The sequence below is a fragment of the Rhodococcus sp. D-46 genome (assembly GCF_011290655.1).
In the GTDB taxonomy this organism is placed as follows: Bacteria; Actinomycetota; Actinomycetes; order Mycobacteriales; family Mycobacteriaceae; genus Rhodococcus_F; species Rhodococcus_F qingshengii.
Map to the genome: position 1 here is coordinate 85,102 of NZ_JAANTF010000003.1, position 20,180 is coordinate 105,281.

Consider the following 20,180-nt stretch of genomic DNA (forward strand, 5'->3'; position numbering starts at 1 on the left):
GCAGAGTGGTGGTACGACCACGCGCGGTGTGTGGCGGCAATACTCGAGGAGACTCATGGCATTCTGGGATCAGTTGAAGGCTAAGGCTCAGGAGATGAACGGCCAGCTCAAGACAAAGACCAGCCAGTTCCAGAACAAGGAATTCAAGAACGCGAGCATGGCAATGTGCGCGTTGATCGCCGCCGCAGACGGTTCGATCGATCCGTCGGAGCGTCAGAAGACCGCCGCGCTGATCATGAGCAACGAGTCGCTCGCGGTCTTCCCACCGGACGAGCTTCGTGAGCAGTTCGACTGGTACTGCAGCAAGCTGTCCTCGGACTACGAGTTCGGCAAGGTCGAGGCAACCGCGACCATCGCCAAGCTCAAGTCGAAGCAGGATCAGGCCCGCGCGGTCATCCAGATCGGCATCATCATCGGCGGCGCGGACGGCAACTTCGACGAGCACGAGCGCGGCGTCGTACGCGACATGTGTTTTGCAGTCGGAATTTCTCCGGCCGAGTTCGATCTCTGATCGATTCAGGGCATGAAAGCGGGTGCGGCGCGAAAGCGCTGCACCCGCTTTTCTTTTCAGTACTCGGGATAACCGTCCTCGGGCCCGAGCATCCGCTCGATCCTCGTCCGCGTGATCTTGGCGAGCTCGTCGACGCAGACCTTGCGCTCGACGGACCGTTCGTTGGACATGCGCTGGCCGATGTTCTCGAGCAGGTCGTCGGCGTCGTGGCCGTGCGAACACCACAGATACCGGAAGCCGAAGTTCCGCTCGTACTCCTCGCCGGCGCGATAGATGGTTGCCATGACGGCGTCGTCCGGAACCCAGATCGAGCATTGCTCGAGGTGGGACGGCACGCTGTTCCTACGGACGCCGACCGGTGGATGGCACTGCAGGGCGCGTTCGACGTCGACGTCCGAGAGGTTGAGAATCGCGTCCTCGGCGCGCGAGAGGATCTCCGCGTGGTCGGCGAACGGACGTCCGTCGCTGACCCACCCGGCCCACGTCAGCGAGCAGCAGCACTCGAACAATGCGTGAACCGCCTTCTGCCGCGGTAGTTCGTTGAAGCGCTCCAACCCGATCGATTGATGTAGCAGCATGTGACCTCCCGGCCCGTTGTGCTTTCAGGCGCGCTCGACATGCCGCGCGGTAACCAGATGCGCGACCATATCGATAATTCACTGCTTCACCTGGGAAAGGAAGTTTTGCTCCCCGAGTTTTCAGGTTCTTAACGCGGCGTAACGAGCTGACCGACACGGTCTCCACCCGACAAGGTTCGCTGACGAAGCCGACTCAACCGGGCGCCGATGACCACAGGAGATGGCGAGCAATCTGTCCCGAAAAGAGGCCAATCAACGTTGCGTCTGATGCAACTTCACGGAGATCGGTTGGCGATCCCGCCGTCTCCGAAAGGCGACCAGCGGCTTGACAGGGTCGGCTCTCGTTTGAGGCTCTCGGCGTCGGCCCCTGCAATGGGCCGGGAGTGTGTCTCGTTCGCTGGCAGTCGTGGAGGCTCCGCGCGAGTTCGCGGTTGGCTCGATTTTGTATCGGGCCGTAGATGTCATATCAAGAATCTATGAGGTCGAGGGTGGATACGGTGGGCGAGCGGAGGGGGATGTGGATCGTCGCCGCATTGTCGATACTTGCTCTGGCAGCACTCATCTGCGCGGTGGTGACGTTCAGCATTGCTGTGCAGTCGATCTCCGGTGGTATGGGTCCTGCTGTCGAAGCGAGGGTGCTGGACGTGGAGGACGGTGCCACGCTGGGCCGTTGTGTGCATCCGCGCACCTATACGGTGGGATGGGCGCAGGACGAGGTGGACCACATCGAATCGTTCGTCGAGTGCTCCAGCGCGCACGAATACGCTGTGGGGCAGACGGTCAGGTTGTGGCGGGGTTCGAGTGGTCACTTGGTCGGATCGAGTCCGACGCTGATCGTGGCTTTGAGCAGTTCGCTGTCATTGGCGACGGGAGCGTTGGCGGTTTTCTCCGGGCGGAAGGCAGTTCGGGCGTGGCCGGCTCGACGGAAGGGGCGTAGTGATGTGGGGACGTTGAACATGTGAGTCCGAATGGCGGTGGCAGGGAAACCGGAATTTCACGTAACCGTCCTCGCGGCTACGCCATTCGAACGCAAGTAGCTCGGCGATTCTTTTTGTGGGGCGACGCAAGCGCTCGCGGCCTCGGAAGTAGCTCGTAGACGTCACGATCTTCCACGGTTTATCTGCGCCGTTTGGTGTGTGAACGGCGAACTCTCCATGAGGTGCCGTGACTCACTCAGAGGTTTTCGTCCTGGACGACGGGTATTGATTGTTCGATGTAGTCGGCGTCGGGCGTCGCGTCGACGGCTGCGGGTACGCGGTCGTTTTCCATGGCGGTGGTCCTTACTGTGCGGTGTGTCCTTCTGGCTGTGCGGATTTCAGTGTTGTTTGCGCGTTGTCGCGGCGTAGTGCTGCGGTGCTGTCCTCGAGTTCGAGGACCCGCCTGATGCCGACGAGGTTGATGCCGTCGGCGATGGGGTGTTGCTCACCAGGCTCGCGGCGGGCACCCTCGAAGCTGCAGCGCCGGCCCCGCCGATCATGTTGCCTCGCTACTCGTAACGGGTTCCGGTGATGCGGCCTCGAGCCACTCAACGCTCCCCCCCGTTGCAATTGAAGTGAAGGAACACTGCGCGATTCGAATACTGCACGGCCCGTCGACCTCCCCGGTTGTCACTGATCCGGAGCAACAACGCATTCGAGGAGGCTTCAGATGATTGCTGGGGTGGGATTCGGTGGCTTCCATTGCCGTGGGAATGGCGGATAGCGCTCTCCTAGGTGACTCCATGCGAGCTCAAGCGGAACGCAGTTTTACTGACGCCCTGGTGAACACTTCGGCGGCCATGAAGCTCTTACGTCGACTGCTCAAAGGACTGGAGTTGTGCTGAGTGTGATGGTCACCGACAGACTGGCCAGCTACAGATTGGATGCCCGTATCTCTGTCCGCTGCTGAAACCGCAGGCGTCTATGTCACGCGAGCGATCCCTCGAGCAGATCGACGAGAGCATCGGTATGGGTTAGTTGCGGATGGTGCCCGGCACCCGGCAGCGAGATCAGCTTGATGTTCGGAAGTGACTCGAGCTGCGCAACCGCGGCCGGGTCGATTGGGTCTTTGCTTCCTGTGATGATGCGGACCTGGCCACTGAATCGCCTAAGCGCTTCTTGGAGTTCAGCACGCCACCGCTTCGATCCCGCACGGGCGAGATGCTCGGCCACGCTCTTGGAACTGCTTCGCTCGAGGTCACTGAGACTGGAAACGAGAGAATCCGCGCTCGCTTCTGATCCGGTCAGTTTGCGTGAGAGCCGTGCCGGGTCTGCGTGTCGCAAGTAGGCGCGTACGAGCGGCTTCAGTCTGGCCGAGGAACCCATCGGGGCCTGGAGGAAGAACGGTGCGATCAACGTGAGGGACTTCACCTGCGCCGGGAACCGGTCAGCCGCAACTACTGCAGCAGCCGCACCGATGGAGTGGCCGACGAGGTCAGCAGGTTCACCAGCTACTACCGCCGGCAGCCACTCATCCCAGTCCTGAACGCCGGCCCCGCTACTGAGGCCGAGGCCGGGCAAGTCGACGACCCGCCCCTCGATGCCGGCAGCTACCTCTGCCCACGTGTCCGCGTTCACGGGCATGCCGGGAAGAATCACCCGACTCGATCCTCGTACGCCGAGCTCAAATGTCCTCAGGCCGCCGACGTCGACGAATCGACGGTCGGCGGACATGACGGCACCAAACCGATGCGCTGCCAGGTAGTCGGCCCACCGTTCGAGGGACACCAGCACGTCGGGCATCAGGATCCCGTGTCTGTCGGCGAACTCGACGGCGGACTCTGTCGGATAGCGGTCGGCGGACATGAAGGTGAGGGTCTCGGGATCGGCCTTGGTGATCTGCTGCGGGAGCCGCTTGATGACGCCGATCGGAATCCTGACCCGCGGGACCTTCGCACCGAGATGCCGACCGACGTGTGTGAGCAGGTCCGCTAGCGGTGGGGTGTCGTCGTGGAGAACCCAGTAGGCCATGCCCTCAGCAGCGGGATCGACCGCAGCTGCCGTCATGAAGGCCGCCAGATAGTCGACCGTGACGATCGGGAGAAACGTCGATTCGTTTCCAGGCAACGCTGCTGCGGTGCCGTTCCAAATCTGCTCGACTGTGCTGGCCAGCCCGATGTGCTGGTCGGATTCCCCGGTGGCGCTGTCGCCGATCACGCTGGACGGATTGACAATGGTCCAGGGAACTCCGTGCTTGAGGGCTCGGGCCTGGAAGATTGCGTCGGATTCCACTTTTGACGCTTCATAGGCGCCAAGGTCCTTGTAAACCGCGGTGCGGTGATCGTCGGGCCATGGAACCGTTGTGGGGTCTTGTCCGCCGACGCGGTAGCCCGACACGTGGATCACGCGCTGCAGGTTGGGGAGGTCCTTGGCGAAGTCGATCAGCTTCTCGACGATGCCGACGTTCGCGCTGCGTGCCTCCTGGGCGGTCATTCCGAATCGGTAGGACCCGGCGCAGTTGTGGATCTCTGTGATGAAGGGGAACGCCGATGGGCCACCCGCGACGATTTCAGGAGCGTCGAAGTCGACGATCGTCGTGCTGATGCTCCGCGTCAGGCCATGCTCTCTGACCCATCGCTCGACACGGGCCCCGGACTCGGCGGTCCGAACTGCCGCCGTGACGTTCGTACCAGCCTCGGCGAGGGTCAGGACGAGGTGCCGACCGACCAGACCTGAAGCCCCGAAGACCAGGGCGTGACGGGAGACGTCGCGTGGAGTCATCGCGTTCCGCCAACGGTCTGGCAGCGCTGGTTGATGAGCTCCGCAACGATGTCAGCGGCCGAAATCAGGGGTTGCGTGTTTTGCGTAGCGCGAGAGACGATGACCGCCCCCTCGATCGTCGACACAACAACGGTCGCCAGGGATCGGGCCTCGTCGGGGACAACGCCGCTGGCCTCGAGAAACGCGGTTGTCAGGGCGATCCACGACTCAAAGGCAGCGGCGCACGCCTGCCGCAGACGCTCGTTCTCCGCGCCCATCTCCAGGGTGACGACAGAGACCGGGCAACCCCGCCGGAAGTTGCTCTCGCTGACGATGGTCGTCAGGGCCTCGATCGCGGCGCGTGCTGCCTCGGCCGCATCGACCCGGGAAATCGCGGCCTCTGCAATCAGCGTCCCGAATGCCTTCGTGGCGAGCTCAATCGCTGCGACGCCCAGGCCTTCCTTCCCGTCGGGGAAGTGGAAGTAGATCGACCCTTTCGGCGCTGCGGCGTGTTCGATCACGGCGTTCAGGCCCGTGCCGCTGTAGCCGCTGGTCTGGATGAGCTCGAGCATGGATTCTGCGAGCCGTGCCCTTGTCAGGTCTCCTTTGGATGCCATGAGCCAACAATAGACCGGTCTACATATTATTTTCAACCGAGAGAATGCGTCTACTAACCAGTCTCGTCGTGATCGACATGCGTGTGACCGCCGACGCCATCATCGGAGTGCCGGCGACCTAGGATCCGGCCAAGGCTTCGGGTCAGGTCCGCTTGCGGGTCGCGATCTCGTCGGAGAGCTGCTGAACGTGGGCGGCGTCCGCGTCCCGGGCAAGGGCGACGTAGTGGTCCATGACGGCCGGCCGGTAGCGCACGGGCAACGTCTGTCCTGGGGCGAGTCGTGTCAGCTCGGTGATCGTGAGGTCTTCGTCTGCGATACCGCGGAACAAGATGCCGTCGGAGGTCTCCACGTCGAACGTCAGGACCACGCGTGGATTGCTGTTGACCTCCCGCCAGTCGACGAGAACGCCGAGCGCAAGCACCCCCGTCCGCAGTTCCGCATTGCGCTTGCGTGCATCACTGCTCATGAGCGGGTTCGGGGCGACGCCCGGAAAGTCGGGTCCGACGCCGAGTGATTCCCGACTCAGGTCAGGCCTGAGCTTCGACATCACATCGTCGAGCGTCATCTTTGAATCGTTGCGCTTCTTTTTCCAACCGAACATCCTGACCCCTCCATCACAGCGGCGCCGGAATCTCGGCCTGGAGCTTCGCTCTGATCGCGATTGTATGTCGCGGTCATTCTCGATCTCCGTCGCATCGTCCCGTCCACCTGCGGGTCGAAAGGCCTTTCAATCTGCACTCGCGCGTGCGGACAGACTTTTCGCTCACCAGTTGCACGCCAGTCCCTCTTGCCGGTGCAATTTCCGTTGTCAGAAGGCGAAATCCATGAAGGGGACCGAGATTGGCCCCCAGGCACGAATGGAAGGTCGCCATGACGAACGACGCCCCTCACCATCGCGCCCGCATTGGTCGCCCGCCACCTCGGCCACCACAGCCCTGGATGCAGCGATGTTCGACAGCAATCGCGAGCGGGCTTGTGAGCGGTTAGTGGGAGTGGGCGTCAACCGACGTGGACGTGTGGCCGGCGGGACTGGTCGGGTTCGGCGCGGCGGAGGACCTCACGGGTCACGGGAGCGGTTTCGCCCTCACCGATGAACAGGAAGCGGAGCAGGTACATGATCGGGTTTCCCTCCGTCCACTCGAAGTAGACGTCGGGAATCACGCCGGTGATGTCTCTCGTCCGCAGGAGAATCGCCGCAATGGTGTTGGGGACGGCAGGGCTGTCGACCCAGAGAATCCGGTGCTCACCGCGCTGTCGGCCGTGGACGAGGAGGTCGGTGATGAATTCGGAGGAGTCTGTGACGTTGACTTCGATGAAGATGATCGACTCCGCCTCCGGGATGTTGCTTTCGGCGCGCTGCTGCGATTCCTTCTGCCGATACTCGTCCTCGTCGAGACGGTCGACGTCGTGCGCCACCATCGCGAGGTAACCCTTCTCGGCTGCCTCGGCGATGAATTGCAGCGCGGTCTCGTCGAATTCGACGGAGGTTGCCCGTAGTTCGAAGGCTCGCGAGATCCGGGAAAGGAAGGACACCACCATGATCGCGGCGATGAAGAACGACGCCACTTTCACACCGTCTGGACGTTCGAAGATGTTCGCGATCGTCGTGTAGACGAACAAAACTGCGACAAAACTGAACCCCACGAACAGTTTTCGCTGACCGTGCTTACGAGCGGACAGTGCAACGGCGACGGTCGCCGACGAGATGAGCACGAGGACACCGGTTGCGTACGCGGAACTCTGAGCGTCGACACCGGCGTCGAAGTAGATCGTGACAGTGATGGCGATGACGCTGAACACGAGGACCAGCGGACGCACGGCGCGGGCCCACGATGGCGCCATGCCGTAGCGGGGGAGATACCTCGGAACAAGATTGAGCAACCCTGCCATTGCCGATGCACCGGCAAACCAGAGGATCAGGATCGTGCTGAGATCGTAGACGGTTCCGAAGATCTCACCCAGATAGTCGTGCGCGAGGAAGGCAAGCGCGCGACCGTTGGCAGCGCCTCCGGGCTGGAACTCGTTTTCTGGGATCAGGATGGTGGTGACCAGGCTCGACGTCAGCAGGAATCCGCTCATGATCAGCGCCGCCGTGGTGAGCAGGCGCCGCGCACCTTTGATGCGGCCACGTGGATTCTGTTCGGTGTCGTGCGGATCGCCCTTGATCTGCGGCATGACCGCGACGCCGGTTTCGAAGCCGGACAGACCGAGAGCCAACTTCGGGAAGACGATCAGCGCGATCAGGATCATCATCGCCGGGTTTCCGTGCTCGGTGGTCATGGCGCGCGTCCAGTCGGTGACCAACGACGGCGCGGTCGCGATGTGCCACAGACCTACGGAGATGACCACCACGTTCAAGGCGAGATAGACGGCGACCAATCCGACCGCGATACCGATCGCTTCGGTGAATCCGCGGAGGAAGACCGCAGCGAGGAGCGCGAGCAGAACCAGGGTGACGGCGACGGTGTGCCCGGAGAGAAAGGTTGGAGCAAAAGGGTTCTCGACGAGGTGCGCCGTGGCATCGGCAGCCGAGAGCGTCATAGTGATGAGGAAATCGGTGGCCGCGAAGCCGAGAAGCACGAGAACGAAGATCTTGCCGCGCCACTTGGGCAGCAGCTTCTCGAGCATGGCGATCGAACCCTCGCCGTGCGGACTCTCGCGAGCCACTCGCCGGTAGACCGGTAGAGCGCCGAAGAGTGTCAGCAGGATCAATACGACTGTCGCGATGGGAGCCAACGTGCCGGCCGCCAGTGCCGCGATACCGGGTTGGTAACCGAGAGTGGAGAAGTAATCGACACCCGTCAGGCACATCACCTTCCACCACGGGTGGCGCTTCTCCTTCTTCGGCGCCATCCGGTGGGGCCCCAGATGTCCGGCGGGTTCCTCGGTGATGTCCGCGAGCAGCCAGGCCTCGGTGCGTTGTTTCACGGACGGAGCCGTGTTTTCGGCCGGGACCTCGTTGTCGGCTGCGGTCACCACGGCGTCACGGCTTCAGATAAACATCGTTGAGCGTGACAGTCCGCAGGTTTCGGCTCCGGATGATGTCCACCAGTTGCGGATACACGTGGGTCACGGGCAGATAGTTGAGGTGCCCGATCACGATGGCCCCCGGATTGAAGTACTGGTTCGCCATTTGGAGGATGTACTCCTCGGTGATCAACGAAGAATCCGACAGTGATCCGTACCAGAGGGTGGGCACGGTGTAGCCGACGCTCGCGGCCACGGAATCGACTGTCGCGTTGTGCCTTCCGTACGGCGGCCGAAAGTACGGCGCCGCGTCCACGCCGTAGGTGTTGCGCAGGAACGTGCCGTTCTTCGTCAGCTCGTCTGCGATCTGCTGCTTCGACACGGACGTCAGATCCGGGTGCGAGTAGGTGTGATTGCCGAGCTGAATTTGTCCGCTCTCGACCAGCGGTCTGAGAAGTCCGGCGTTTTCGGTCCACGAGTTGTATTGCCCGTTGACGAAGTACGTCAAACGGATGCCGGTGTCTTTTGCGAACTGTGTGTAGAGGCGCACGACTTCGGAGCTGGCTCCGTCGTCAACCGTCAGGGCAAACAGATCCCCACCGCCGGGTAACGCGGTCAACGATCCGCCGGCGGGCAGCGGCACCCGGGCAGACGGCGGTGGAGGCGGCAACAAGGCAGGCGGGAGATCCGGGACAAGGACGGGGTCGGTTGGTTCGTCGGCTGCGGCGATTGCCGTCCCGACCGAACGTGACGAACAAGCGGTTCCCATGGTCACCGCGGCGGTTCCGGTCAGAGTTGCTGCTGCGAGGGCACTGAGGAAGCGTCGGCGGTCCACAGGGCGGAGCCTAGAGCAGATTTGCCCTATTCGGACTTCATTCTCAGCGTTTTTTCAGCCAATGACCAGCCGTGTCCGGTATCGACAGGTTCTACTCAGGAACGCTGGATAGCGTGTCGGCCGTGGAACCGCGACCTCGACACTCGGCAACCAGACACAGGCGTAGGCGTCAACCGCAGCGGTCGACGCTCTCGGTAGGGCGCAAGCTGGCGGCGGCATCCCTGTCGACGACGATTCTGGTGGGCGTCGGAATCGGCTGGTACGTGCAGTCGGATTTGACGTCGGGGCTGTACCGGTCGGATGCGCTCTCCGCCCTCGGTGACGACGCCGGCAGTTCGCTCGACGGGGATACCAACATCTTGTTGATCGGGCTCGACAGTCGCAAGGCGATGGACGGCAGCGACCTGCCGGCTGAGTTCGTCACCGACAAGCTGCATGCGGGGGACAGCGATGTGGGTGGATACAACACGAACACGCTTATCCTGCTCCATGTTCCGGGCGATGGCGGCAAGGCCAGTGCAGTGGCGATCCCACGCGACGACTACGTCGCGGTACCCGGCTACGGAATGGCCAAGATCAAGGAAGCCTACGGAATGGCGAAGGCTGATGCGGACGCCAAACTCATAGCGGACGGTGTGACGGATCCTGCTGCACGAGAACAACAAGCGCGTGAAGTCGGAAGACGGTCGACACTGACCACCGTGCAGAATCTGCTCAAGGTTCCGATCGATCACTTTGCCGAAGTGAACCTGATGGGCTTCTACGACGTCGTCTCGGCTATCGGCCCCGTTCAGGTGTGCCTTAACAATCCGGTGCAGGATGACTTCTCGGGCGCCAACTTCCCGGCCGGAGTTCAGACTCTCGATGCGTCACAGGCACTTTCGTTTGTCCGTCAACGCCACGGCCTGGACAACGGGGACTTGGATCGCACCCACCGGCAGCAGGCTTTCATCAGCGCGGTGATCGCCAACTTGAAGGGCTCCGGCGTCATCGGAAACATTCCGAAGATGACGGCACTGGCCGACGTGGTGAAGAAGGACGTGGTGATCGATTCTGCCATGGATCCCGTCCGATTCGCTTCTCAGGCAAGCGCTCTCGCAGGTGGGAACATTGACTTCTACACCCTGCCCATCGAGGGATACGAGACCGTCGACGGCCAGGACGTCAACATGGTCGATCCGGCGCGTCTGCGTAGTGAAGTGTCGCGGATCTTCGCGGGAGGTGACTCGGCATCTGCACCTGCGATGGACACTGCTGTCTCGACCGGGAACGAAGTTGTGGACATCCGCAACGGAACCGCGACGGACGGGTTGGGTGCCGCGTTGGCAGCGGCGATGAAAGCGTCGGGAGTCGAAGTCGGAGAGGTGAGCACCGCAGCTGCGACGGCAAAGTCGGTGGTCAGCTATGGAGTCGGCGCCAAAGCCGTCGCAGAGGCGCTGGCCGAGCAGTTGGGCGTGGCCGCAGTGCCTAACGAGCAGGCAGCGGCCGAATCAGTGTCTGTACTGATCGGTGAGGACAATGCGCAGACCGTGTTCTCGGCCGCTCCGGCGCAGTCGGACTCGTCGGTATCCGCCGGCACCGTCCCCGATACGGGAGCGCAGGGATCACCCATCCGGGCCGACGCGAATGGCGGCATTCCCTGTGTGGACTGACTCTCAGGTAATTCGCACCAAACTCACGCTGACTTCTTCGATCTGCGGGTCTACATTGGAGAAGTCGAACTCAGTCGGGTACTTCACCTTTGGGGTACCTGACTGAGATTGCGTAGTTGAAAGGATCACCGACATGGCTACAACAGCAGCGGTACAGAATCCGACACGCTCACGTGCCAGGACCATGTCCTTGTCCGAGTACGTGGCCGAGCATCCGGCGCAGCGCGTTTTCCCACCGACCAGTGAGCGGGCGGCCAGGATGGCGATGCTCATCATGTTCGCCCTGATGGCCGTCACCCTCGTCGTACTGGTACTTGACGAGGCAGGAATCTTCGGATGAAGGCAGCGGTCTTCGGCTGAGCCCGACCTTTAGTTACTCTTGAGTAATGACTGAACAGAAGAGCTGGAATGCGTTCACCGTCGAGCGCGAAGACAACATCGCCCAGGTGACGCTGATCGGGCCGAGCAAGGGCAACGCGATGGGGCCGGATTTCTGGAGTGAACTCCCCGAAATCTTCGCCGACCTCGACGCCGACCCCGAGGTGCGTGCAATCGTCATCGCCGGTTCCGGCAAGCACTTCTCGTTCGGACTGGACCTGCCGGCGATGAGCGGTGAATTCGGTGCCGTCCTCGCGGACAAGGCTCAGGCAGGCCCGCGCACCAAGTTCCACGACATGATCAAGCGCATGCAGTCGGGCATCAATGCCGTCGCAGATTGCCGCAAGCCCGTCGTCGCAGCTGTGCAGGGCTGGTGCATCGGCGGCGGCGTCGACCTGATCACGGCGGCGGACATCCGCTACGCAAGTGCCGATGCCAAGTTCAGCATCCGCGAGGTCAAGGTCGCGATCGTCGCAGACATGGGCAGCCTCGCGCGTCTGCCCGCGATCATCGGCGACGGACACCTGCGTGAGTTGGCTCTGACCGGCAAGGACATCGACGCAGCGCGCGCCGAGAAGATCGGCCTCGTCAACGACGTTTTCGACGATGCCGACGCGGTACTGGCAGCGGCGCGCGCGACCGCCAAGGAGATTGCGCTCAACCCGCCGCTCGTCGTCCACGGGATCAAGGACGTGCTCGATCACACCCGCAGCGCGAGCGTGAACGACAGCCTTCGCTACGTCGCAGCCTGGAACGCGGCGTTCCTGCCTTCGCAGGATCTGACCGAGGCCATCACCGCCGTCTTCCAGAAGCGCCCGCCAGTCTTCCAGGGTGAGTAGGAACTGCAAGGGTGAGTGGGAACTGCAAGGGCGAGTAAAAACAGCACAAAAATCCCCGCACATCTTCCGATGTGCGGGGATTTTCGTTAGGCCTGAGAACTCGAGCTCAGTGACCGCCGTTGGCAGCGAGACGCTTGATCGAAGCCTCGATCTCGGCCTCTGCCTCGGCGCGGCCGACCCAGTTGGCTGCCTCGACGTGCTTGTTCGGCTCGAGGTCCTTGTAGTGGACGAAGAAGTGCTTGATCGCATCGAGCTCGAACTGTGAGATGTCACCCAGATCCTGGATGTGATCCCAGCGGGGGTCGCCGGCCGGAACGCAGAGGACCTTGTCGTCTCCGCCGGCCTCGTCGACCATCTTGAACATCGCGACTGCGCGAGCCTCGACGATGACGCCGGGGAAGACCGACTCGGGGAGCAGGACCATGGCGTCGAGCGGATCGCCGTCCTCACCCAGGGTGTTTTCGATGAAGCCGTAGTCGGCCGGGTAGCCGAAAGCTGTGTAGAGGTAGCGATCGAGTTTGACGCGACCGGTTACGTGGTCGACCTCGTACTTGTTGCGCTGACCCTTGGGGATCTCGATGGTGACGTCGAACTCCACGCCGATTCCTCGCTGTCGTGTCGGTAATGATTCGTCGGAAGGATATCGGGTCAAGGATAAGGTTGCCTGACCACCCAGTAGGCAGAGCACAGACGGAGGGGCGTTGGCGGGCCAAGGAAAGAAGAAGATCGGCTCGTTGGAAGAGAGTCGACGGCGTAACTTCCGCATCCTTCTGGCGGTCGGTGCAGTGGTTGTACTGGCCGTCGCCGGAGTTGTCGTCGTGAAACTCGGTACGTCGAACGACACCGCGGGCAGCGCGACCGTGACTACGTCGCCTCAGCCTGCGCTCGTGACGCCGTCACCTCAGGTGGTGCCCGTCCCGACGGACGCACCGATCCCGAGCGCGTCGGGAATCGCAGCGGCGATCGGCCCGGCCGTGGCCAACCCGGATCTGGGGAAGTTCACCGGAGTTGTCGCTGATGCGCTCACCGGAAACATTCTCTGGAGCACGGACCCGTCGACGCCGATGACGCCCGCGTCCACGACGAAGGTGCTCACCGCATCGGCGGCACTACTGAAGTTGCCGCTCGACCACCGGCTGTCCACGACGGTGGTTCCCGGAACGAGCCCCGGGCAGGTCGTTCTGGTCGGCGGTGGTGACCCGACGCTGACCGCGACGCCGAAGGGGCAGAGCGGGTATTACGCCAATGCTGCTCACATCGCGGATCTCGTCGACCAGATCAAGGCTGCCGGTACGCCGGTGACCAGCGTCGTGGTCGACTCGAGCTTGTTCAAGGGCGACAACATGGCCACCGGATGGTTCCCCGCTGACATCGCGGCCGGCTACATCACCCCGATCGAATCGGTGATGATCGAAGGTGGTCGGTACGACGGCACTCAAGACGAGTCGCCGCGTTCGGAAACGCCCGCGTTGGACGCGGGCAAGGTCCTCGCTCAGGCCCTCGGTGTCGATCCCGCCAACGTGAGTCTCGGCGCGGCGCCTGCCGGTGCCAAGCCGATCGCCACCGTGCAGTCGGCGCCGCTGAGCGACCGGCTGCTGCAGATGATGGAACATTCCGACAACGTGCTCGCAGAGACCATCGGGCGTGAGGTCGCGATTGCCTCCGGAATCGAAGCCTCGTTCACCGGAGCAGTCGACGCGACCGGCAAGACCCTGCAGGCGGCCGGGTTCGACTACACCGGTGTATCGCTGCACGATTCCAGCGGACTGTCCGTCGACGATCTCATTCCCGCTCAGGTACTCGATCGCGTCATGACGGCTGCGGCCGGTGACGGTGATCCGAAACTGCGTCCGCTGCTGGACTACCTTCCGGTGGCCGGCGGAACAGGAAGTTTGTCCGACCGCTACGCGTCCGGAAACCGAACCGGTGCGGGTTGGGTGCGAGCCAAGACGGGAACTCTCTCGACGGCCAGCGCGTTGTCAGGGTTCGTGGTCGATCAGAACGGGCGAGTGCTCACCTTCGCACTGATGTCCAATGACCGGCCGCCAGAAGTGAGCCGTCCTGCCCTGGACGCGATTGCCGGAGCATTGAGGAATTGCGGGTGCCAATAGTGGCCGAAAAGACTCCACAAGATGATGAAGCCTCGGCTCCGCTCGGTGGTGCCGTCGACTGGAGTCTTGCCGCCAAAGCCGGGATAAAACTGGCGCGCGGCGGCCCCGCGATGTCTCGCTACACGGCCGAGACGGCAACCGCAGAACTCGCCGAAGCGTCCGAGCGCGCAGAACTGCCGGTTCGTGAAGTGACCGGTTTGGCCGACGGTCTACCGGTCCCGGCCGCTGACGTGCTGGACCGGGCCGGGTGGATCACGGCGGCCTCGCGGTCGATGGCGCATCTCACCGGCGCCGACCCTGACGGCAGTGGCAATCTCATCGTCGGAAAGCCGGCGGGCTTGCAGGCCGGCGCCATGCTGGCGTACCTGTCTTCGGCGATCCTCGGGCAGTACGACCCGTTCACCGGCGAGCACGGCACCCTGCTTCTGGTCACACCGAACATCGTCTCCGTCGAACGGTCCCTTCGGCTGAATCCGAGTGACTTCCGGTTGTGGGTCTGCCTGCACGAGGTCACTCACCGGGTTCAGTTCTCGTCCTCGCCGTGGCTAGCGGAGTACATGAAGGAATCCGTCGAAACGCTTGGTGCGACGGTGGACGAGTCGATGACCGACGTTGTCGGGCGCCTTGCTGCAGAGCTGCGCTCGCGGAAGGAACCCGACTCCAGTGACGGTGCGACGGCGGGCGGGATCATCGGCCTGCTGCGTGCTTCGCAGGCGGAGCCTCAGCGTGACGCGCTGGATCGGATGCTTGTACTCGGCACCCTCCTCGAAGGGCATGCAGACCATGTGATGGACGCCGTCGGCCCCGCCGTGGTGCCGTCGGTGGCAACTATCCGCGCGGCCTTCGACAAGCGTCGGCAGCGCAAGTCCAACCCCGTGCAGCGGATCATCAAGATGCTTCTCGGCATGGACGCCAAGATGGCGCAGTACGTGCGCGGCAAGGCCTTCGTCGACGCGGTGGTTCTCAAGGTCGGCATGGAGCAGTTCAACACCATCTGGACCGGGCCCGAGACCTTGCCGTTGCTCGACGAGATCGACAATCCCGACGCGTGGGTAAAGCGCGTTCTCGGCTAGATGCTGCTGCCTGAGACGCCTGCCCTACTGGCGCTGCGACAGGCCGTGCGGGCGTGGACGCTCGCATTCGAGCCACGACGCCGTGTGGTCGTCGCCCTGTCCGGGGGAGCCGATTCGTTGGCCCTGACAGCAGCAGCGGTGGCGGAAACCGATTCGGTCGACGCGTTGATCGTGGACCATCGCCTACAAGATGGTTCGGATGCCGTCGCGCGCTCGGCCGCAGACCAGGCGCTGGCGCTGGGTTGCCGGACCGCGACGGTGCTGACAGTCGACGTAGCCGATGGTGGGAGTCTCGAAGCCGCTGCGCGTGAGGCTCGGTATAACGCCCTACGCGACGCGAGGGCTGACCTCCCGGTTCTGCTCGGACACACGCTCGACGATCAGGCCGAGACCGTGCTTCTCGGACTCTCGCGCGGGTCCGGTGGGCGATCGATTCAAGGTATGGCTGCATTCGACGCTCCCTGGGGACGGCCGCTACTCGGCATCCGGCGATCGGTGACCAGGGCGGCCTGCGTCGACCTGGGAATCACGCCGTGGGAGGACCCGCACAACAACAATCCCGAGTTCACTCGCGTACGTCTGCGGCACGAGGCGTTGCCGCTGCTCGAAGAAATTCTCGGCGGGGGAGTTCCCGAAGCATTGGCCCGAACCGCGACGCAGTTGCGTGAGGACGGTGAGGCGCTCGACGAGTACGCCGAGGCCCTACTCCTACGGGTTGTCGTCGACGGGGAAGTGGAAGTGGACACACTTGCCGAAGCGCCCACCGCAATCCGTCGACGCGCTCTGCGCGCCTGGCTGCTGCAGGGCGGCGCAAAAGCATTGACGGACAAACAGTTACGCGCAGTCGACGCCCTGGTGACCGACTGGCGGGGGCAAGGCGGCGTCGCGATCGGCGGCGGAACACCGGAGGCGAGGTTGGTGGCGGCCCGGCGACGTGGCAGGCTGATCCTCGGATTCGAAGACCGACGAAGGGTTTGACGCGTGTACGAGGGCGACATCGCATCGGTACTGATCTCCGAAGAACAGATCCGTGCACGAACGGCGGAACTGGCTGAGGACATCGCCAAGCGTTACCCGGCAGGCGCCCCCGAAGGGGATCTCCTGCTGATCGGCGTCCTCAAGGGAGCGGTCTTCTTCATGACCGACTTCGCCCGCGCCCTGCCGATCCCGTCGCAGATGGAATTCATGGCCGTGAGCTCCTACGGATCCTCGACCTCGTCTTCGGGTGTCGTCCGCATCCTCAAGGACCTCGACAAGGACATTGCCGGTCGCCACGTGCTGATCGTCGAGGACATCATCGACTCCGGTCTCACGCTGTCGTGGCTGATGCGCAACCTCAAGACACGTAATCCCGCTTCGCTCGAGGTCGTCACCCTGCTCCGTAAGCCGGATGCGGTCAAGATCGACGTCGACGTCCGCGACGTGGGCTTCGACATCCCCAACGAGTTCGTCGTAGGTTACGGCCTCGACTACGCCGAGCGGTACCGCGATCTGCCGTACATCGGCACCCTGGACCCCGAGGTCTACGGCGGCTGAGCCTGCTCGCCGGTAACACCACTGACTCGTCCACCGATAGCGTCGCTGTCGCCTTCGACCGTGGAGGCAACTTGGACGAGCACGGAGGTATCGGGCCTGATGGGTCTCATGGACGGGTTGATCGGTAACGCTGGAAAGATCGATCCCGCTGCGGCGCACCACGAATACGCGCGTCTGCTCGGACACGGGGAGCAGGTTCATGCGGCGTATCAGTTGGTTCGCGACGCATTTCTGTTCACGAATCGGCGACTCTTGATGGTCGACAAGCAGGGGCTGACGGGTCGCAAGATCGAGTACCACAGTGTGCCGTACCGGTCGATCACCCACTTCGCGGTCGAGACAGCCGGAACCTTCGATCTCGACGCCGAGCTGAAGATATGGATCTCGGGGAACGCGACACCGATCCAGAAACAGTTCACCAAGCAGGTCGACATCTACGAAGTCCAGGCGATCCTGTCGCATTTTGTCGTGTCCTGATGTGCAGCTGAGCTCCCTCGCCAAGACGTGCTGTCGGTCCCATATGAAACCGTTGGGTCGGTTGGGATCGACGAGGCGAGGGAGTTTTGGTGACAACTGCCAACAGAGATGCAGAAAGATCGCTCGACGAGGTTGTCTGGGACGCGATCGACGAAGACACGAATCTGCCTGATGCGGCGAAGTATCTCGTTCTTGCAGCACTCGAGGGTGATGATGCGCTCAGCAAGCAGATTGGCGGTACGGAGCAGCTGAGAACCCGACCCGAAACCGCCAGCGGCCCAGCAGAAGAACCAGTTGGAGCATTCCTTACATCTATCTCGGTCGCCGGCTTCCGCGGCATCGGACCGAAAGCCGTTCTCGATCTGCATCCTGCGCCTGGCATCACGATCGTCAGTGGACGCAACGGGTCGGGTAAGTCGAGTTTTGCGGAAGCTCTTGAATTTGCAGTTACCAGCTCGAGCTACCGGTGGAAAAACAAGGCGAAATTATGGGCTGACAGCTGGCGAAACCTGCACAGCCCGGATCCATGCGAGGTGCGCGTTGGGCTGACCGTCGAGGGTTCCGAACCGACCGTCGTCGCCGTCAACTGGCCGATCGGTGCCACGTTGCATGACAACGAAGCGTGGACCCAGACGGGCAAACAGAAGCGCACTGTCGGTACCGACGAACTCGGATGGAAGTCCGCCGTCGAGCTGCATCGGCCGATCTTGTCTTACGACGAGATCGGAGGGCTGGTCGAGGACAGCCCGTCCACGCTGTACGACGCACTTGCAAAGCTATTGGGACTGGACGAGATCGCGGACGCCGAGAAACGGCTTACCGCCGCGCTGAAGTCTGCCAAGACTGCGCGTCAGTGCGCGAATGAGGAGCTGCGTCAACTCAAGGAAATTGTCGCCGAATCAGCAGACGAGCGTGCACAAACCGCCGTCACTCAGTTGAAGAAGCGGACTCACGATCTCGACGAGGTGCTTGCGCTCGCCACAGGCTCTGGTTCGGCTGTTGCGTCCACCCTGTCTGGTCTGCGCAGGTGCGCGAATCTGGCGGTCCCACAGAAGCCGGCGATCGACATGGTTGTCGCCGATCTTCGGGTTGCAGTCGCCGACACCGTCGAGCACGCTGGCGATGCTTTGTCGGTAGTGGAACAGCGCAGCGATATCCTCGATAGAGCCATTCAATTGCACAGTGAGACAGGCACAATCGAGTGCCCGGTATGTGCGGCGGGGGTGCTCGACGACGCCTGGGCTACGCAATCCCGAACGCGCCTCGCGGAACAGAACAGCAAGCTGGGGAAGTATCGGAAGTCTCGACGCGATCTTGACAACGCATGTCGGGCAGCAAAGGAATTGCTGAACGAGCTGGTGCGTCTGGAAACGGTCGAGGGTCCGGAATTGGAGTCGTTGATCCGGTACCGAGACTCAGTGGCCGCTGCCCAAGGTGCGCCGACCGGGGTAACCGAGCTCGCCGAGCACATCGAGAAGACCTTGCCTGCGGTGATCGACGCTGCGAACGCCGTGCGCGAAGAGGCGGCGGTCGCAATCGCCGAGCAGGAAGACACATGGGCTCCGATCGCGGGTCGTTTGATGACGTGGGTCAACCTCGAGCGTGACGCACGATTGAGTGATGACACCGTCAAAGCCCTGGATGCGGCGAAGAAGTGGGTAGCCGCCCATGCGGCAGAACTGCGGAATCAGAGACTCGAGCCGATCGCGGAGCAGGCGCGCGAGATTTGGTCGGAGCTCAGGCAGGAAAGCAACGTCGACATCGGGTCGATCAGCCTGGAAGGCAGCAATACTCGACGCAGGGCGGTGCTGAAAGGGTCGGTGGACGGAGTGCCGACCGAAGCATTGGCGGTGATGAGTCAGGGGGAGTTGCACGCTCTGGCGCTTGCACTGTTCATTCCGCGTGCGACCACACCGAACAGTCCGTTCCGCTTCATCGTTCTCGATGATCCGATTCAGGCGATGGACCCGGCCAAGATCGACGGGTTCATCCGAGTTTTGTCGAAGCTGTCGGAGACACGGCAGGTCATCGTGTTCTCCCACGACGACCGATTGGCCACTGCGATACGGCAACTTGCGGTGAATGCGCGACTGGTCGAGGTTGCACGTGAGACCGGATCGCAGGTCTGTGTCGCAGAGACACTGAACCAGGCGACCCGCTATGTGGACGACGTCCGCGCGCTGGTGCTCGACGAGAACGTTCCCGACGAGGTCAAGCGCCGAGTGGCACCAGGTTTGTTCCGGTTGGCCTTGGAATCCGCGGCGCAGCAGGTGTATTACTCGAAGCAACACAAGGCGGGCGAGGGTCGGGTCGACACCGAGAACCGGTGGACGTCGGTGAAAAAGACGCGGGCCAAGATCGCGCTCGCGGTGTACGGCGATGCCGAGAAGCCTTTGTCGCAGTGGCAAATTCTGCGAGAAGGGCGCAAAGCGACGCTCAATATTGCCAACGCCGGCTCGCATGTCGGGGCCGACATGTCGATCACGAGGAGCGAAGTGAATGACCTCAGGAAGACGGTCGACGGGATCCTCGCGGAATGACAACACAGATGCCGCCGGCTGTCGTGCTGCGAAATGCGGAGCTACTGCTCGATGGAAGTGTCGGTGCTGCTGGAAGTTCGGCACGGTTGGCTGCTTTTCTGGCCAGACAGGCATTGGAGGAACTGGTAGCCGAACGGTGTATCGCGCTGAATGCCGAAGCGCCGCAAGCAAGCATGCGCTCGCGATTGGTGATACTGCGTTCCCTCGACACAACGAAACGCGCCGACGCCGCAGCAGTGGCATGGAACAGATTGAGCAATGTCTGTCATCACCATGCGTATGAACTTGCGCCGACCGTCGCCGAGGTGCGGCATTTGTGTGGAGTTGTTGCCGTCCTGTTGGAGAGCGGCTGACTCGAAGCTGATGACGGGAACCGAGACAGGGGCAAA

General features: G+C 62.6%; 19 protein-coding genes. 12 read left to right on the plus strand and 7 right to left on the minus strand.

All coding sequences use genetic code 11. The annotated features are described in order from the left end of the window. The first annotated feature begins 55 nt into the window (after positions 1 to 55). The gene (locus G9U53_RS08395) at positions 56 to 511 is read left to right on the plus strand and encodes a TerB family tellurite resistance protein (protein WP_003941110.1); all 456 of its coding nucleotides are present in this window, start codon (positions 56 to 58) and stop codon (positions 509 to 511) included. A 56-nt stretch (positions 512 to 567) separates the two neighbouring features. On the opposite strand, the gene G9U53_RS08400 is transcribed toward G9U53_RS08395, so the two are convergent. Further along, positions 568 to 1,089 (minus strand): 2-oxo-4-hydroxy-4-carboxy-5-ureidoimidazoline decarboxylase, encoded by a 522-nt coding sequence (locus tag G9U53_RS08400; protein ID WP_003941084.1) that lies wholly within the window; start codon positions 1,087 to 1,089, stop codon positions 568 to 570. A 476-nt stretch (positions 1,090 to 1,565) separates the two neighbouring features. On the opposite strand from G9U53_RS08400, the gene G9U53_RS08405 reads away from it, so the two are divergent. Continuing rightward, on the plus strand, positions 1,566 to 2,051 hold the full coding sequence (locus tag G9U53_RS08405) for a hypothetical protein (RefSeq protein ID WP_147343843.1): 486 nt from the start codon (positions 1,566 to 1,568) through the stop codon (positions 2,049 to 2,051). A 942-nt stretch (positions 2,052 to 2,993) separates the two neighbouring features. Here G9U53_RS08405 and G9U53_RS08410 read toward each other — a convergent pair. From G9U53_RS08410 to G9U53_RS08430, 5 genes are all read right to left on the minus strand, one after another. Then, positions 2,994 to 4,787, minus strand: a complete 1,794-nt coding sequence (locus tag G9U53_RS08410) for an alpha/beta fold hydrolase (RefSeq protein ID WP_083055957.1) — start codon at positions 4,785 to 4,787, stop codon at positions 2,994 to 2,996. Beyond that, positions 4,784 to 5,338, minus strand: coding sequence for a TetR/AcrR family transcriptional regulator (locus G9U53_RS08415; protein WP_007727029.1), 555 nt, complete (start codon positions 5,336 to 5,338; stop codon positions 4,784 to 4,786). The genes G9U53_RS08410 and G9U53_RS08415 overlap by 4 nt, the downstream gene beginning before the upstream one ends. A gap of 187 nt (positions 5,339 to 5,525) precedes the next feature. Continuing rightward, complete coding sequence (locus G9U53_RS08420) at positions 5,526 to 5,948, minus strand: hypothetical protein (RefSeq protein WP_242430633.1); 423 nt, start codon at positions 5,946 to 5,948, stop codon at positions 5,526 to 5,528. Positions 5,949 to 6,382: 434 nt separating this feature from the next. Beyond that, positions 6,383 to 8,362 (minus strand): amino acid permease, encoded by a 1,980-nt coding sequence (locus tag G9U53_RS08425; RefSeq protein WP_083055961.1) that lies wholly within the window; start codon positions 8,360 to 8,362, stop codon positions 6,383 to 6,385. Positions 8,363 to 8,366: 4 nt separating this feature from the next. Beyond that, positions 8,367 to 9,185 (minus strand): polysaccharide deacetylase family protein, encoded by an 819-nt coding sequence (locus tag G9U53_RS08430; protein WP_083055963.1) that lies wholly within the window; start codon positions 9,183 to 9,185, stop codon positions 8,367 to 8,369. Positions 9,186 to 9,307: 122 nt separating this feature from the next. On the opposite strand from G9U53_RS08430, the gene G9U53_RS08435 reads away from it, so the two are divergent. From G9U53_RS08435 to G9U53_RS08445, 3 genes are all read left to right on the plus strand, one after another. Beyond that, positions 9,308 to 10,837 carry an LCP family protein gene (locus tag G9U53_RS08435; RefSeq protein ID WP_307850468.1) on the plus strand — a complete coding sequence of 510 codons (1,530 nt, stop codon included), beginning with the start codon at positions 9,308 to 9,310 and terminating at the stop codon, positions 10,835 to 10,837. A 133-nt stretch (positions 10,838 to 10,970) separates the two neighbouring features. Then, complete coding sequence (locus G9U53_RS08440) at positions 10,971 to 11,177, plus strand: hypothetical protein (protein WP_124568973.1); 207 nt, start codon at positions 10,971 to 10,973, stop codon at positions 11,175 to 11,177. Between the two features lie 46 nt (positions 11,178 to 11,223). Next, the gene (locus tag G9U53_RS08445; RefSeq protein WP_003941098.1) at positions 11,224 to 12,054 is read left to right on the plus strand and encodes a crotonase/enoyl-CoA hydratase family protein; all 831 of its coding nucleotides are present in this window, start codon (positions 11,224 to 11,226) and stop codon (positions 12,052 to 12,054) included. Positions 12,055 to 12,160: 106 nt separating this feature from the next. Here the strand turns inward: G9U53_RS08445 and G9U53_RS08450 are convergent, their stop codons facing one another. Then, a complete protein-coding gene (locus G9U53_RS08450) occupies positions 12,161 to 12,652 on the minus strand; it encodes an inorganic diphosphatase (protein WP_003941181.1) in 492 nt (163 codons plus the stop codon). Positions 12,653 to 12,755: 103 nt separating this feature from the next. On the opposite strand from G9U53_RS08450, the gene dacB reads away from it, so the two are divergent. The 7 genes from dacB to G9U53_RS08485 all read left to right on the plus strand — a co-directional run bounded on the left by dacB (position 12,756) and on the right by G9U53_RS08485 (position 20,144). Further along, positions 12,756 to 14,165, plus strand: a complete 1,410-nt coding sequence (gene dacB, locus G9U53_RS08455) for a D-alanyl-D-alanine carboxypeptidase/D-alanyl-D-alanine-endopeptidase (protein WP_165638579.1) — start codon at positions 12,756 to 12,758, stop codon at positions 14,163 to 14,165. Continuing rightward, positions 14,165 to 15,238 (plus strand): zinc-dependent metalloprotease, encoded by a 1,074-nt coding sequence (locus tag G9U53_RS08460; RefSeq protein ID WP_047269664.1) that lies wholly within the window; start codon positions 14,165 to 14,167, stop codon positions 15,236 to 15,238. Before dacB ends, G9U53_RS08460 begins: the two co-directional genes overlap by 1 nt. Further along, on the plus strand, positions 15,239 to 16,216 hold the full coding sequence (gene tilS / locus G9U53_RS08465) for a tRNA lysidine(34) synthetase TilS (protein ID WP_047269663.1): 978 nt from the start codon (positions 15,239 to 15,241) through the stop codon (positions 16,214 to 16,216). Between the two features lie 3 nt (positions 16,217 to 16,219). Then, on the plus strand, positions 16,220 to 16,774 hold the full coding sequence (gene hpt, locus G9U53_RS08470; RefSeq protein WP_003941159.1) for a hypoxanthine phosphoribosyltransferase: 555 nt from the start codon (positions 16,220 to 16,222) through the stop codon (positions 16,772 to 16,774). Positions 16,775 to 16,873: 99 nt separating this feature from the next. Continuing rightward, complete coding sequence (locus G9U53_RS08475) at positions 16,874 to 17,251, plus strand: PH domain-containing protein (RefSeq protein WP_030534814.1); 378 nt, start codon at positions 16,874 to 16,876, stop codon at positions 17,249 to 17,251. 89 nt (positions 17,252 to 17,340) lie between these two features. Then, positions 17,341 to 19,791, plus strand: coding sequence for an AAA family ATPase (locus G9U53_RS08480; protein WP_165638580.1), 2,451 nt, complete (start codon positions 17,341 to 17,343; stop codon positions 19,789 to 19,791). Beyond that, positions 19,788 to 20,144, plus strand: a complete 357-nt coding sequence (locus G9U53_RS08485; RefSeq protein ID WP_230359472.1) for a hypothetical protein — start codon at positions 19,788 to 19,790, stop codon at positions 20,142 to 20,144. The genes G9U53_RS08480 and G9U53_RS08485 overlap by 4 nt, the downstream gene beginning before the upstream one ends. Positions 20,145 to 20,180: the final 36 nt, after the last annotated feature.

What these genes read in the sequence shown, in the direction of transcription:
- G9U53_RS08395 (WP_003941110.1), top strand. Translation starts at nt 56, where the DNA reads ATGGCATTCTGGGATCAGTTGAAGGCTAAGGCTCAGGAGATGAACGGC.
- G9U53_RS08405 (WP_147343843.1), top strand. Translation starts at nt 1,566, where the DNA reads ATGAGGTCGAGGGTGGATACGGTGGGCGAGCGGAGGGGGATGTGGATC.
- G9U53_RS08440 (WP_124568973.1), top strand. Translation starts at nt 10,971, where the DNA reads ATGGCTACAACAGCAGCGGTACAGAATCCGACACGCTCACGTGCCAGG.
- G9U53_RS08420 (WP_242430633.1), bottom strand. Translation starts at nt 5,948, where the DNA reads ATGACGCTCGACGATGTGATGTCGAAGCTCAGGCCTGACCTGAGTCGG.
- G9U53_RS08400 (WP_003941084.1), bottom strand. Translation starts at nt 1,089, where the DNA reads ATGCTGCTACATCAATCGATCGGGTTGGAGCGCTTCAACGAACTACCG.
- G9U53_RS08415 (WP_007727029.1), bottom strand. Translation starts at nt 5,338, where the DNA reads ATGCTCGAGCTCATCCAGACCAGCGGCTACAGCGGCACGGGCCTGAAC.
- G9U53_RS08445 (WP_003941098.1), top strand. Translation starts at nt 11,224, where the DNA reads ATGACTGAACAGAAGAGCTGGAATGCGTTCACCGTCGAGCGCGAAGAC.
- G9U53_RS08475 (WP_030534814.1), top strand. Translation starts at nt 16,874, where the DNA reads ATGGGTCTCATGGACGGGTTGATCGGTAACGCTGGAAAGATCGATCCC.
- tilS (WP_047269663.1), top strand. Translation starts at nt 15,239, where the DNA reads ATGCTGCTGCCTGAGACGCCTGCCCTACTGGCGCTGCGACAGGCCGTG.
- G9U53_RS08485 (WP_230359472.1), top strand. Translation starts at nt 19,788, where the DNA reads ATGACAACACAGATGCCGCCGGCTGTCGTGCTGCGAAATGCGGAGCTA.
- G9U53_RS08410 (WP_083055957.1), bottom strand. Translation starts at nt 4,787, where the DNA reads ATGACTCCACGCGACGTCTCCCGTCACGCCCTGGTCTTCGGGGCTTCA.